The organism is Bacillus sp. BML-BC051, from assembly GCF_019656175.1.
Taxonomy (GTDB): domain Bacteria; phylum Bacillota; class Bacilli; order Bacillales; family Bacillaceae_G; genus Bacillus_A; species Bacillus_A mobilis.
Map to the genome: position 1 here is coordinate 1 of NZ_BPLI01000058.1, position 15741 is coordinate 15741.

Below are 15741 nucleotides of genomic sequence, written 5' to 3' on the forward strand. Positions count from 1 at the left end.
TTTTATTATATATATTAAACCACGTATAGATATATTAGTGAATATTTAGTTTTGTTTATCAATAAAATATTTTTTTATTTTATAAAAAATAAAGTGCATCGTAGTGTAAAAATCATTTTTTTCTCTTTGTATAGGAAAATCAAAATTTTGTAATCTAGCTATGATATAACTTGAGAAATAATTTTTATAAAAGAAGAGGATAAAACAGCTGTAAGTCATACGGATGTAAAACATGATAATAGCTACTTACGTATTTAATAATTCTTTTTTTGTATTTCGTCCTTCGTTTTCTGTAACTGATTCCATATTTTTGACGCTCTGTCTTGTAAGTGCTTACATAAGCGGGAACATCTTATACAATGAAGGTGTTAAATCAAAAGAGGTGGTCAATATGAACATAAAAAAAGTAAATTTAGCGAAAAGCATTGAAATAGAAAGAGGAGGCGGGAAGGTATGAAAAAATCAAATGTTAATCCATGGCTGGTTGTCCTTGGCACAGTCATCGTACAAATGGGGCTTGGAACAATATATACATGGAGTTTATTCAATCAGCCTTTAGTTAGCAAATACGGTTGGAGTCTTAACGCAGTTGCTATAACTTTCTCAATTACTAGTCTTTCCTTAGCATTTTCAACTTTATTTGCAAGTAAATTGCAAGAAAAATGGGGACTTCGTAAACTTATTATGATAGCTGGACTGGCATTAGGACTTGGGTTAGTACTTAGTTCACAAGCTTCTTCATTAATATTGCTGTATGTACTAGCAGGAGTTGTTGTAGGTTATGCAGATGGTACAGCATATATCACTTCACTATCCAATTTAATAAAGTGGTTTCCAAAGCGTAAAGGTTTAATTGCTGGAATTTCTGTCTCTGCATATGGTTCAGGTAGCTTAATCTTTAAATACGTTAACGCACAGTTAATTGAATCAGTTGGCGTATCACAAGCGTTTATATACTGGGGTTTAATTGTTACAGCTATGATTGTCCTTGGAGCTTGTTTAATCCATCAAGCTGCTGATCAAGGTGCGGTTCATGAAACAAAAACTCATGAATATACAACGAAAGAAATGTTAGGCACAAAACAAGTATACTTATTATTTATAATGTTATTTACATCATGTATGAGTGGCTTATACTTAATTGGTATGGTAAAAGATATTGGTGTTCAACTTGTAGGACTTAGCGCAGCGACAGCAGCTAATGCGGTGGCTATGGTTGCAATCTTCAATACATTAGGTCGTATTATTTTAGGACCGTTATCAGATAAAATCGGTCGTTTAAAAATCGTTACTGGTACTTTTGTTGTTATGGCAAGTTCAGTCTTAGTTCTAAGTTTCATAGATTTAAATTATGGTATTTACTTCGTATGTGTAGCAAGTGTAGCATTTTGCTTTGGTGGAAATATCACTATTTTCCCAGCTATCGTCGGTGATTTCTATGGTATGAAAAACCATAGTAAGAACTACGGAATTGTGTATCAAGGATTTGGATTTGGAGCGCTTGCAGGTTCCTTTATCGGTGCACTTCTGGGTGGATTCAAACCAACCTTTATGGTGATCGGCGTATTATGTGTCGTGTCATTTATTATAGCAATTGTAATTCAAGCACCTAAGCAGAAAAAAGAGCGAGAAGATGAGTATCGCAGCGTAGCATAAGTATATAAATCGTCTATCACACTATGATTACGAAAAAGCATCCTATTAAATAGGGTGCTTTTTTATGAATTATTCTAACGAGGTTATATAATCTTTGGGATCATTTGAGACAAAAAAAGTGAGTGAAACACTCATTTGGATTATATTGGAATATTAAAAGTAATACATTATATTCGAAATATGTATTAAATCTTAAATTATAAACAAGACATACATCAGTAATTGCAAGATATATTTTCTCGATATTTTCAGAAAAATGTTGAGAAAATATATACTTGAGTTTTTGATAAGGCTTTGTAAATGAAGGTATCTACAGTTTATCTTCTTCAATTTTACAAAAAAGGAGTTTAAATGTGTAATGTAGGTACTTATTATTGCTTTTAGATGTAATTGTATTGAGAATCACTAAAATATTTTGTCTGAAAAATAAAAATAGGTTGACAAGTTTATTGAGAAAGATTATCATTTCGATGTAAGAATATTAAATGAAAAACATTATCAATGAATAATATTTTGATGAAAAGTACACTTGACCAATTAGTTTAGTAAGTGTATTATTTTTTACATTGATAATGATAATCGTTATCATTATTTGTTTAATTAGATTAATTTTCAAATGAAAGGATAGAGGAAATGAACTTAGGGGAATTTGATGGGAAAACGGTTTTAGTAACAGGTGCAGCCCAAGGTATAGGTAGTGTTGTTGCCAAAATGTTTTTAGAAAGAGGAGCTACAGTTATTGCGGCTGATCAAAATGAAGAAGGGTTAAACGTACTCTTAAATCAAAATGAATTAAATGAAACACGCTTGAAAACGTTTCGTTTAGATGTGAGTGATAGTACCGCTGTTAAAGATATGGTAAACAGTATTGAAAATGATATAGCGCCGATAGATATATTAGTAAATGTTGCAGGGGTTTTACGTATGGGAGCAATTCACTCTTTAAGTGATGAAGATTGGAATAAAACATTCTCTGTAAATTCTACAGGAGTTTTCTATATGTCACGAGCGGTAAGTAAGTACATGATGCAAAGAAAGTCAGGGGCAATTGTTACAGTTGGTTCAAATGCAGCAAATACCCCGAGAATGGAGATGGCTGCGTACGCGGCATCCAAAGCTGCAACGACGATGTTTATGAAGTGTTTAGGATTAGAACTTGCAGCATGTAACATTCGCTGTAACTTAGTTTCTCCAGGTTCAACTGAAACTGAAATGCAACGCTTACTATGGGCAGATGAGAATGGAGCAAAAAATATCATTGCTGGTTCTCAAAGTACATATAGACTTGGTATACCATTACAAAAAATTGCAAAGCCTTCAGAAATTGCCGAAGCGGTATTGTTTTTAGCTTCAGATAAAGCAAGTCACATTACAATGCACAATTTATGTGTCGATGGCGGAGCTACATTAGGCGTTTAATAAAAAAATAGGGGGCTACTATACTATGAATGAACTTACGGCTGTAAAGGAACTGTCAGAACAATTATTAGAAGATTATAAGACTGAATCTTCATTCTTTTTTGCTTCACCAACTCGAACGATATTGACAGAAGGAGAGTTTACTACAGTAAAACATCGTGAAATTGAAAGTTTTCCAGAACTAGTACAGGCAGTATTACGTAATGCAAAACAAGCTGGAAATCCGAATCCTATCGTTGTCGGTGCTTTGCCATTTGATCGCAGAAAAGAAGTGCAACTTATCGTACCAGAATATAGCAGAATATCTGAACGATTACAATTAGATACAACAAATCAGCTTGAAACAAATGAAAACTTAACATTTGAAATGACGCCTATACCAGATCCGGAAGTGTATATGAATGGTGTGAAGCAAGGAATTGAAAAAATACAAAACGGAGATTTAAAGAAAATCGTTCTATCTAGATCGTTAGATGTTAAATCTTCCAAAAAGATTAATAAGCAAAAACTTCTTCGAGAATTAGCAGAGCATAATAACCACGGTTATACATTTGCTGTGAATTTACCGGAAGATGAAAACGAGTGTAATAAAACATTAATTGGAGCAAGTCCTGAATTACTCGTTTCACGTAATGGTATGCAAGTTATTTCTAATCCGTTAGCTGGTTCAAGACCACGTAGTGATGATTCAGTGGAAGATAAGAGAAGAGCAAAGGAATTAATTTCTTCACCAAAAGATTTACATGAACATGCGGTAGTAGTAGAAGCGGTTGCTGCTGCGCTTCGCCCATACTGTCACACATTACATGTTCCAGAAAAACCATCTGTTATTCATAGTGAAGCGATGTGGCATTTGTCTACTGAAGTGAAAGGTGAACTAAAGGATCCGAATACTACTTCTTTAGAATTAGCAATTGCACTTCATCCTACGCCAGCAGTTTGCGGAACGTCTATGGAAGAAGCGAGAGAGGCCATTCAAAAAATTGAGCCATTTGACCGTGAATTCTTTACAGGAATGCTAGGGTGGAGCGATTTAAATGGAGATGGTGAATGGATTGTTACAATTCGTTGTGCTGAAGTGCAAGAAAATACACTTCGACTATTTGCAGGAGCGGGAGTTGTTGCTGAGTCAAAACCAGAAGATGAGTTAGCAGAAACATCAGCTAAGTTCCAAACAATGCTGAAGGCTCTAGGTTTAAGTGATAATTCATTGAATGAAAAATAGGGGGAAGAAAGAATGTTAACAGGTTATACAAAGTGGCCAAAAGAATTTGCCGATCACTATCGAGAGGAAGGGTGTTGGCTTGGTGAAACATTTGGCGGGATGTTAAGAGAGCGGGCTGAAAAATATGGAGATCAAATTGCGGTTGTAAGTGGTAATACGCATATAACGTATAGTGAGCTTGATAAAAAAGTAGATCGCTTAGCGTCAGGTTTACTGAACTTAGGAATAAAGCAAGAGGATAGAGTTGTAATCCAATTACCTAACGTTATCGAGTTTTTCGAAATATGTTTTGCGCTATTTCGAATTGGAGCACTTCCTGTCTTTGCACTACCTTCGCATCGAAGCAGTGAAATTAGTTATTTTTGTGAATTTGGTGAGGCGAGTGCATATGTTATTTCAGATAAGGCCCTCGGCTTTGATTATCGAAAACTAGCAAGAGAAGTGAAAGAGAAAGTGCCAACTTTACAACATGTAATTGTAGTAGGAGAAGAAGAAGAGTTTGTGAACATAAGTGATCTGTATATAGATTCCATTCCATTACCAGAAGTTCAGCCAAGTGATGTTGCGTTTCTTCAATTGTCAGGAGGGACAACAGGACTTTCTAAATTAATTCCTAGAACACATGATGACTATATTTATAGTTTACGTGTTAGCGCTGAAATTTGTAATTTGAATACGGATAGCGTCTATATGGCAGTTCTTCCAGTAGCACACAATTACCCGATGAGTTCTCCAGGGACATTTGGAACTTTCTATGCGGGTGGAAAAGTAGTGTTGGCAAATGGAGGTAGTCCAGACGAGGCATTTGCTCTTATAGAAAAAGAAAAAGTTACGATTACTGCTCTCGTTCCGCCATTAGCAATGATCTGGCTTGATGCTGCATCTTCTCGTAATAACGATTTATCGAGCCTAGAAGTGATTCAAGTCGGAGGTGCGAAATTTGGCGCTGAGGTTGCAAAGCGTATACGCCCTACATTTGGATGTACGTTACAGCAAGTGTTCGGTATGGCAGAAGGTTTAGTAAATTACACAAGATTAAATGATCCTGAAGAAATCATCATTCATACACAAGGTAGACCGATGTCTACATACGACGAAGTAAGGGTTGTTGATGAAAATGATAACGATGTAAAAGTTGGTGAAGTAGGAAGTTTATTAACAAGAGGACCATATACAATTCGTGGTTATTATAAAGCGGAAGAGCATAATGCACGTTCATTTACAGAAGATGGATTTTATCGTACAGGTGATCTTGTGAAAGTAAATGAACAAGGCTACATCATTGTAGAAGGTAGGGATAAAGATCAAATTAACCGTGGTGGTGAGAAAGTTGCTGCGGAAGAGGTTGAAAATCATCTATTAGCACATGATGCAGTACATGATGTTGCAATTGTATCAATGCCTGACGATTATTTAGGAGAACGTACTTGTGCATTTGTTATAGCTCGCGGACAAGCTCCGACAGTAAGTGAATTAAAAATGTTTTTAAGAGAACGTGGTATAGCTGCTTATAAAATTCCAGATCGAATTGAATTTATTGAATCATTCCCGCAAACAGGTGTTGGAAAGGTAAGCAAAAAAGAATTACGTAAAGTCATTGCTGAAAAGCTTATTACCGTAAAACGATAAAGAATATAAAAATTGGAAGGAAGTGATTAGATGGCTATCCCATCTATTTCAGTATACAAAATGCCAGTTGAATCAGAACTACCAAAAAATAAAGTGAACTGGACGCCAGATCCAAAACGTGCGGTTCTTTTAATCCATGACATGCAAGAATATTTTCTTGATGCATATAGCGATAAAGAGTCACCGAAAGTAGAACTCATTTCAAATATTAAGGTGATAAGAGAAAGATGTAAGGAACTTGGTATACCAGTTGTTTATACAGCACAACCAGGTGGACAAACGTTAGAACAACGAGGGTTATTACAAGACTTCTGGGGTGATGGTATTCCTGCTGGACCAGATAAAAAGAAAATTGTCGATGAACTTACTCCTGATGAGAATGATATATTCTTAACAAAATGGAGATATAGTGCATTTAAAAAGACAAATCTATTAGAAATTTTAAATGAGCAAGGAAGAGATCAACTTATTATTTGCGGTATTTATGCGCATATTGGCTGCCTTTTAACAGCTTGTGAAGCGTTTATGGATGGTATAGAGCCGTTCTTTGTAGCAGATGCAGTTGCTGATTTTTCATTAGAGCATCATAAACAAGCATTAGAGTATGCATCTAATAGATGTGCAGTGACGACATCAACCAACTTACTATTAAAAGATTTACAAAATGTAAAAGGCGATAAGAGTGAAGGGATCACTTTACAGGAAGTACATGAACTAGTTGCACAATTACTTCGTGAACCAGTAGAAAGTGTTGAAACTGATGAAGATTTATTAAATAGAGGACTCGATTCGGTCAGAATTATGAGTCTAGTAGAGAAGTGGCGTCGCGAAGGAAAAGAAATCACTTTTTCAGATTTAGCAGAGAACCCAACCGTTGTCGATTGGTACCGCTTATTATCTCCGCAAACAGAACATGTACTTTAATATAGACTACATAATAAAGGGGTAGTAAAGAATGCCTAATAGTCAAAAGGTTCGTCATTCATTATCATCTGCGCAGACTGGTATGTGGTTTGCACAGCAATTAGATCCGTTGAATCCGATTTATAATACTGGGGAATATGTAGAAATAAACGGAAATATTAATCAAGATATTTTTGAATTAGCAGTACGTAAAGTTGTAACAGAAGCAGAAACACTACATGTTCGTTTCGAAGAGGATGAAATGGGACCATGGCAAGTTATTGAAGAATTACAGTTTCATATGCATTTTATTGATGTTCGTAAAGAAGAAAATCCTGAAGAAGCTGCTAAATTATGGATGAAAAATGATTTATCTATGCCAGTCGATTTGAAAACAGATACATTATTTACTGAAGCACTTATTCAAGTTGAAAATAATCGTTTCTTTTGGTATCAGCGCATCCATCACATTGTGATGGATGGCTATGGATTTTCACTTCTTAGCCAAAAGGTAGCGAAAGAGTATACATCTCTAATAGAAGAAACAAATAAGAAAGGGAAGCCATTTGGTTCTCTTTCAAAGATTGTACAAGAAGATATTGAATATCGTGAGTCGAAACAATTTCAGGAAGATCGTACTTTTTGGTTAGAGAAGTTTACAGATGAACCAGAAGTTGTAAGCTTAGCAGAACGAGCGCCGAGAACATCAAATGGATTTTTACGAGAAACAGCTTATTTATCCAGATCTAGCACGAAAATTTTATTAGAAGATATTAATGTTTCCTTAACAAGTTGGCCAGAATTTATTGTCGCTGTAACAAGTATTTATATGCATAAATTAACAGGTGCAAATGATATTGTTTTAGGTTTACCGATGATGGGGCGCCTAGGTTCAGCATCTATTTATACACCGAGTATGGTAATGAATTTAGTACCGCTTCGTCTCACAGTAACTCCAAATATAACTCTTGCGGAATTATTAAAGCAAGTTTCTAAAGAAATTCGAGACGTACGTCGTCATCATAAATACCGTCATGAGGAATTAAGAAGAGACTTAAAGTTACTAGGTGAAAATCAAAGGTTATTCGGACCGTTAGTGAATGTTATGCCTTTTGATTATGGGCTTAACTTTGCTGGGAATCGTGGTATTACACATAATTTATCAGCAGGACCTGTCGATGATTTATCGATAAATGTTTATAAAAGTTTCGATGAAAATGAGTTAATGATTCATTTTGATGCGAATCCGGAAGTATATAATGGCGCGGAACTAACGCTGCAAAAAGAGAGATTTATGAATGTATTAGAATTAATGATAAGTTCATATCAAAAAGACGCGTCGATTGGAAGCATAAACATTACTCTTCCTGAAGAAAATCATAAAGTTTTATTGGAATGGAATGAAACTAAGGAAGCTGATAAGTTAATCTCTCTACCTATATTATTTGAAAAACAAGTACAAAAAAATCAAAATAAAATAGCGGTTACGTGTAACGGAGTAAACCTTACGTATAAAGAGCTAAATGAACGGGCGAATGAACTAGCGCACTATTTAGTAGAAGAAGGAATAGGGTCAAATCAGTTTGTAGCTTTAGTGTTTCCAAGATCAATAGAAATGGTAGTTAGCATGCTAGCAGTTTTAAAGGCTGGTGCAGCGTATTTACCGATAGATCCAGAATATCCAGCTGAGCGGATAAATTATATAGTAAATGATGCAAAACCAATTTATATCATCACACATTCATCTGTTTCATCTACTTTAGTTATAGAAAATGATATAAAAAAAATCGAATTAGATCGAGAAGAAACAGAACTAGCATTAAAAGCATATTCTCATATGAATCTACCATTTAGGAAAGATGAATCACTTTTAAAGCCTGCGTATACAATTTACACTTCAGGATCAACGGGAAATCCAAAAGGTGTAATTGTTCCTATGAGAGCTTTAAGTAACTTTTTATTGGCTATGGACGATATGTTTTCATTAAATGAAAATGATCATTTAGTAGCAGTTACCACGTTTGCGTTTGATATTTCTGCACTAGAAATTTATTTACCTCTTATTAGTGGTGCAAGTTTAACAATCGCACAAAAAGAAGTAATTCAAGAACCTTCTGCGTTAACGGCATTGTTACAAGAAGAAAGAGCGACAATTATGCAAGCTACACCAACGCTTTGGCAGGCGTTAGTAACGGAATATCCAGAGAGACTACAAGGGCTAAAAGCGCTCGTTGGTGGTGAAGCACTTCCAGCTCATTTAGCAAATACATTAAAAGAATTAGGTTGCTCTATTACAAACTTATATGGACCTACTGAAACGACTATTTGGTCTACTTTCAAGAACATCGACGAAAATGAAATTGGTATACCTTCTATTGGAAAACCGATTTGGAGTACAGACGTGTATGTATTAGATGCAGGATTACAACCAGTTCCACCTGGAGTAATTGGTGAATTATATATCGCGGGTGAAGGACTTGCAAACGGATATTTAAGAAAACCAGAGTTAACGGCGGAACGATTTGTTGCAAATCCTTTTGGAGAACGAGGGAAGCGCATGTACCGCACAGGTGATCTTGTGAAATGGCGTAACGATGGTGTGCTGGAATACGTGAGCCGAGCAGATCATCAAATAAAAATCCGTGGTTTCCGAATTGAATTAGCTGAAATTGAAATGGTATTACAACGACATGAAAATATTAAACAAGCAGTAGTAATGGTACGAGAAGATCGCCCGAATGATAAACGAATTATTGCGTATATCGTTGCTGAAGAGAAGGATACAATTAACTTTGCAGAAATTCGATCTTATGTTTCAGAAAGTTTAGCGAATTATATGGTACCATCAGCGTTTGTGTTGTTAGAAGAATTACCATTAACACCAAATGGAAAGGTTGATAGAAAGAAATTACCCGCTCCTGATTTTAATGAAATGAACAAGGAGAGAGTTGCTAGAAATCCGAAAGAAGAAATATTATGTGATTTATTTGCAGGAGTACTTGGTGTTTCTCGTATTAGTATAGACGATAATTTCTTTGAAATGGGAGGCCATTCACTTCTTGCATCTCGTTTAATGGCAAGAATTCGTGAAACGTTAAGTGTTGAATTAGGAATTGGAAAACTATTTGAATCGCCAACTGTTGCTGAACTAGCGAAGCAATTGGATCAAGCAAAAAATGCACGACCAGCTATTAAGAAAGTAAGTAGACCAAGTGAAGTTCCACTTTCATTTGCACAGCGTAGGTTATGGTTCTTAAATTGTTTAGAAGGTCCAAGCCCTACTTATAATATTCCGTTAGTCATTCGTTTGACTGGAAAGTTGAATGAGGAAGCATTGCAAGGTGCCCTTTATGATGTAATTGAGAAACATGAAACGCTTAGAACAATTTTCCCTAACGTATTAGGTAGTTCCTATCAGAAAATTTTAGATATGGAAAATTTAAATTTAGAAATGATTGTAACAAGAACGTGTAAAGATGAATTAGAAAGTGTGCTTGCAGAGGCGGTAAGATATAGCTTTAACCTCGATGTTGAACCAGCAGTTCGTTTGCAACTATTTACAGTGAATGAAAACGAACATGTATTGCTAATTCTATTGCACCATATTGTAGGGGATGGCTGGTCATTACAACCGTTAACGAGAGATTTTACAACGGCATATAAAGCGCGATGTCAAGGTGACAGAGTACAGCTGGAGACACTTCCAGTTCAATACGCAGATTATGCCCTTTGGCAACAGAAATTGCTAGGTGATGAAACAACACGAGAGAGTCTCATTTCAACACAATTAGATTTTTGGAAACAAGAGCTAAAGGGTTTACCAGATCAATTGGAGTTACCTACAGATTACCAGCGTCCAATTGAAACGAGTTACCGAGGAGAAACAATTCATTTTAAAATAGATGCAGGCATGCATAGTAGGTTAGTAGAGCTTGCACGGAAAAACGGAGTTAGTTTGTTTATGGTGTTGCAAGCAGGACTTAGTGCACTATTTACAAGATTAGGTGCAGGTACTGATATACCAATCGGAAGTCCAATTGCTGGAAGAAACGATGATGCTCTCTCTGATATTGTCGGTTTATTTGTAAATACATTAGTGTTACGTACAAATACATCAGGAGATCCAAGCTTTAAAGAATTATTGAATAGAGTGAAGCAGTCAAATCTTGCAGCTTATGAAAATCAAGATATTCCATTCGAACGACTCGTTGAAGTGTTAAATCCAGTACGTACTCGAAATAGTCATCCGCTGTTTCAAGTTATGTTAGCTTTCCAAAATACGCCAGAAGCAACCTTTGATGCTCCGGATATAGAAGCGAGCCTTGAAATTCAAAGCGTTGGCTCTGCGAAATTTGATTTAACATTTGAAATTAGCGAGAGTAACGGAGTTGATGGTACGCCAAATGGCTTACATGGATTGTTAGAGTTTAGTACTGACTTATATAAACGTGAAACGGTTCAAAAATTAATAGAAAGATACATTCTATTATTAGACGATGCGGCGAAAAATCAGGATCAATCAATTGGTAGATTAGAAATATTAACTTTGGCAGAGAAAAATACAGTGTTAGAAAAGTGGAATGGTGGTTTTCAAATTGTACCAGAAATGACAATACCACAATTATTTGAAAAACAGGCTTATATAAATCCAAATTCTATTGCTGTCGTCTTTGAAGATGAAAAATTAACTTATGAAGAATTGAATAAAAAAGCGAATAAAATAGCTCGATTGCTAATAGCAAAAGGGGTCGGTCCTGATCAACTTGTTGCATTAGCAATGCCGAGATCTTTAAATATGGTTGTGAGTTTACTTGCGGTTCTTAAAGCAGGAGCAGGCTATCTTCCATTAGATCCAGATTACCCGTCTGAACGTATTTCATTTATGCTCCATGATGCGAAACCATCATGTGTTTTAACAAATTCAGATGTGGAAATTGAATGTGATGAGGAACTGAAAATTTTAGTTGATGATATAAAAATAATAAAAGAGATTGAGAAATATAGTGAAGAAAATATTGATGAAATGGAGCGTATGAAGCCAATATTGCCTTCACATATTGCTTACGTTATTTATACGTCAGGTTCAACAGGTAGACCGAAAGGCGTTATGATACCTCATCAAAACGTAGTAAGACTTTTAGGAGCAACTGATCATTGGTTCCAGTTTGACGCGAACGATGTTTGGACGATGTTCCATTCCTATGCTTTTGATTTCTCGGTTTGGGAAATTTGGGGACCTTTATTATATGGAGGGCGTCTAGTCGTAGTACCACATACTGTAAGTCGTTCGCCGAAAGAATTTTTACAACTTCTTGTTAAGGAAAAGGTTACTGTTTTAAACCAAACACCATCAGCGTTCTATCAATTGATGCAAGCAGATCGTGAAAATGAAGAGATTAGTCAAACATTATCTTTACGATACGTTGTTTTTGGAGGAGAAGCACTTGAGCTAAGTCGATTAGAAGATTGGTATAGTCGACATCCTCATAACGCACCAAAGCTTATTAATATGTACGGTATTACAGAGACGACAGTACATGTTAGTTATATTGAGTTAGATGAGAATATTGTTTCTTTACGCGCGAATAGTTTAATTGGTTGCAGTATACCAGACCTTAAAGTATACGTATTAGACAACTATTTACAACCAGTGCCACCTGGAGTAGTGGGAGAAATGTATGTTGCAGGTGCTGGGCTTGCTCGTGGTTATTTAGGAAGAGCGGGCTTAACTGCAGAACGCTTTATCGCAGATCCATTTGGTAAGCCAGGTACAAGAATGTATCGTACAGGAGACTTAGCTCGTTGGCGTAAAGATGGGACGCTAGATTATATAGGGCGTGCAGATCACCAAATAAAAATTCGTGGATTCCGAATTGAATTAGGGGAAATAGAAGCGGTTATAATGAAACACCCTAAAGTTGAGCAAGTAGCCGTTATTGTACGGGAAGATCAACCAGGGGATAAACGATTAGTATCTTATATCGTCGCATCTAATCATGAAATGATTGATACGAATGATATGCGTCAGTATGCTGGAGGTAGTTTACCAGATTACATGGTTCCATACGCTTTTGTAGTAGTAAATGAGTTACCTTTAACTCCAAACGGTAAATTAGATAGAAAGGCATTGCCAGCTCCAGAATTTATCGCATCATCTTCTAGTCGTGGACCAAGAACACCGCAAGAAGAAATGTTATGTGACTTATTTACAGAGATTTTAAGTGTACCTCAAATTGGAATTGATGACGGATTCTTTGATCTTGGTGGTCATTCACTTCTTGCGGTGCAGCTTATGAGCCGAATTAAAGAAGCGCTTGGAGTGGAATTAAATATTGGAACTTTATTTGCAGCACCTACTGTTGCAGGGCTTGCAGAAAGACTTGAAATGGGAAATAGTCAAAGTGCACTTGATGTGTTGCTTCCATTACGAGCAAGCGGAGACCAATTGCCACTATTTTGTGTACACCCAGCAGGTGGATTAAGTTGGTGCTATGCAGGACTTATGAAATCTTTAGGAACAGATTATCCAATCTACGGTGTCCAAGCACGCGGTATCGCTAAAAATGAAGAACTTCCAAAAAGTTTAGAGGAGATGGCGGCGGATTATTTAAAACACGTTCGTGAAGTACAGCCTCACGGACCATATCGTATACTCGGTTGGTCGCTCGGAGGAAATGTTGTGCATGCAATGGCGGCGCAACTGCAAAATGAAGGGGAAGAAGTAGAATTACTCGTTATGCTAGATTCTTATCCTGGTCACTTCTTACCGAATACGGAAGCACCTACTGAAGAAGAAGCATTAATCGCCTTACTTGCTTTAGGTGGATATGATCCAGATAACATGGATGGTAAACCACTTACGATGGAAAGTGCAGCAGAAATACTTCGTAAAGATGGAAGTGCATTAGCAAGTCTTGAAGAAGAGACGATTTTGAATTTGAAAGAAACGTATGTAAATTCGGTAGGATTGTTAGGGAAATATGTACCGAAAGTTTATAACGGAGATATTTTATTCTTTAGATCTACTGTTATACCAGACTGGTTTGATCCTATTTCTCCAAATACGTGGCTAAATTATTTAGACGGGGAAATTGTGCAACACGATATTGATTGTAGACATAAAGATTTATGTCAACCAGGACCACTTACAGAAATTGGACAAGTATTAGCGAAATATTTGCAGGATAAGAAAGGGGTAAGTACAGTATGACGAATCCATTCGAAAATGATAATTACACATATAAAGTATTAAAAAATGAGGAGGGTCAGTATTCTCTCTGGCCTGTCTTTCTCGATGTACCTATTGGTTGGAATGTCGTACATGAAGAGGCTAGTAGGAATGATTGTTTACAATATGTTGAAAATAACTGGGAAGATTTGAATCCAAAAAGTAATCAAGTTGGCGAAAAAATATTAGTAGGAAAACGATAATGAAGGAAAAAATAAATCCAAAACTAGTTGTAAGTATCGTATATATAACAGCGATGTTTATGGCTGCGATGGATGCAACAATTGTGAATGTAGCACTGCAAACGATAAGTAAAGAATTACAAGTTCCTCCATCTGCGATGGGGACAGTTAATGTTGGGTATTTAGTTAGCTTAGCTGTTTTTATTCCGATTTCTGGTTGGTTAGGAGATCGCTTCGGTACGAAAAGAGTATTTCTAACAGCTCTTTTCGTATTTACAACTGCGTCTGCATTATGCGGAGTAGCAAACGATATTACTTCATTGAATATATTTCGTATCATGCAAGGTGCTGGTGGGGGGCTTTTAACACCAGTTGGGATGGCAATGTTATTCCGAACATTTTCACCAGAGGAAAGGCCGAAAATTTCACGGTTTATTGTGTTGCCAATTGCTGTCGCACCGGCAGTAGGACCAATTATTGGCGGTTTTTTTGTAGATCAAATGTCTTGGCGCTGGGCATTTTATATTAATGTACCGTTTGGAATCGTAGCGTTACTATTCGGTCTACTATTTTTAAAAGAGCATATTGAAAAATCAGCTGGTCGCTTTGATTCTCTCGGTTTTGTTCTTTCAGCACCAGGATTTGCGATGCTTATCTATGCACTTAGCCAAGGTCCATCAAAAGGCTGGGATTCTCCAGAGATTATATGTACTGGAATAGCTGGGATTATATTCATTACATTGTTTATCATTGTTGAACTTAAAGTACAGCAACCGATGTTAGATTTACGCTTATTAAAAGAACCAGTCTTTAGAAAAATGAGTCTAATTTCATTGTTTTCATCCGCTGGTTTACTAGGAATGTTATTTGTTTTTCCGCTTATGTATCAAAATGTAATAGGAGTTTCCGCACTGGAATCAGGTCTTACGACATTCCCAGAGGCGATTGGATTAATGATATCGTCACAGATTGTACCATGGTCATATAAGAAATTAGGAGCTCGCAAGGTAATTTCTATTGGATTAGCTTGTACAGCGGTTATCTTTGTTTTATTAAGTTTTGTAAATCACGATACGAATCCATGGCAAATACGGGCATTATTGTTTGGTATCGGTATTTTCTTAGGTCAGTCTGTCGGTGCAGTTCAATTTTCTGCATTTAACAATATAATGCCACCTTCTATGGGAAGAGCAACGACTATATTCAATGTGCAAAATCGATTAGGTTCAGCAATAGGAGTTGCTGTATTAGCTAGCATATTATCTGGGTTTGGAAGTAATGAAATACAGAATCATACACAGGCAGATTTCTTGCCGTATCAAGCTGCGTTAATTGGATCTGCACTATTTTTACTCGTAGCATTACTATTTTCTTTACGTATTTCTGATAAAGAGATAATGTCAAAGAAGAAGAAAAAGCCGTTACCTGTATTACAAAAAGAGAAAGAAGTTGTAAATTAATAAGTTATAAAATAATAATAATCTTTTGAAATAAAATGA

General features: G+C 36.2%; 8 protein-coding genes. All 8 read left to right on the forward strand.

Going from position 1 to position 15741, the window contains the following annotated elements:
- Positions 1–453 precede the first annotated feature (453 nt).
- The 8 genes from K5S59_RS22045 to K5S59_RS22080 all read left to right on the forward strand — a co-directional run bounded on the left by K5S59_RS22045 (position 454) and on the right by K5S59_RS22080 (position 15702).
- Positions 454–1656, forward strand: a complete 1203-nt coding sequence (locus tag K5S59_RS22045; RefSeq protein WP_000749494.1) for an L-lactate MFS transporter — start codon at positions 454–456, stop codon at positions 1654–1656.
- A gap of 633 nt (positions 1657–2289) precedes the next feature.
- Positions 2290–3075, forward strand: coding sequence for a 2,3-dihydro-2,3-dihydroxybenzoate dehydrogenase (gene dhbA, locus K5S59_RS22050; protein WP_098872184.1), 786 nt, complete (start codon positions 2290–2292; stop codon positions 3073–3075).
- A gap of 25 nt (positions 3076–3100) precedes the next feature.
- Positions 3101–4300 (forward strand): isochorismate synthase DhbC, encoded by a 1200-nt coding sequence (gene dhbC, locus K5S59_RS22055; protein WP_120450121.1) that lies wholly within the window; start codon positions 3101–3103, stop codon positions 4298–4300.
- 12 nt (positions 4301–4312) lie between these two features.
- A complete protein-coding gene (locus K5S59_RS22060; RefSeq protein WP_098872186.1) occupies positions 4313–5929 on the forward strand; it encodes a (2,3-dihydroxybenzoyl)adenylate synthase in 1617 nt (538 codons plus the stop codon).
- A 30-nt stretch (positions 5930–5959) separates the two neighbouring features.
- Positions 5960–6853 (forward strand): isochorismatase, encoded by an 894-nt coding sequence (dhbB, locus tag K5S59_RS22065; protein ID WP_220784089.1) that lies wholly within the window; start codon positions 5960–5962, stop codon positions 6851–6853.
- A gap of 31 nt (positions 6854–6884) precedes the next feature.
- The gene (locus K5S59_RS22070) at positions 6885–14042 is read left to right on the forward strand and encodes an amino acid adenylation domain-containing protein (RefSeq protein ID WP_120450123.1); all 7158 of its coding nucleotides are present in this window, start codon (positions 6885–6887) and stop codon (positions 14040–14042) included.
- Positions 14039–14263, forward strand: a complete 225-nt coding sequence (locus K5S59_RS22075) for an MbtH family protein (RefSeq protein ID WP_000184069.1) — start codon at positions 14039–14041, stop codon at positions 14261–14263. Before K5S59_RS22070 ends, K5S59_RS22075 begins: the two co-directional genes overlap by 4 nt.
- Positions 14263–15702: an MDR family MFS transporter gene (locus K5S59_RS22080; protein WP_000659964.1), complete on the forward strand. Its 1440-nt coding sequence runs from the start codon at positions 14263–14265 to the stop codon at positions 15700–15702. The genes K5S59_RS22075 and K5S59_RS22080 overlap by 1 nt, the downstream gene beginning before the upstream one ends.
- Positions 15703–15741 lie beyond the last annotated feature (39 nt).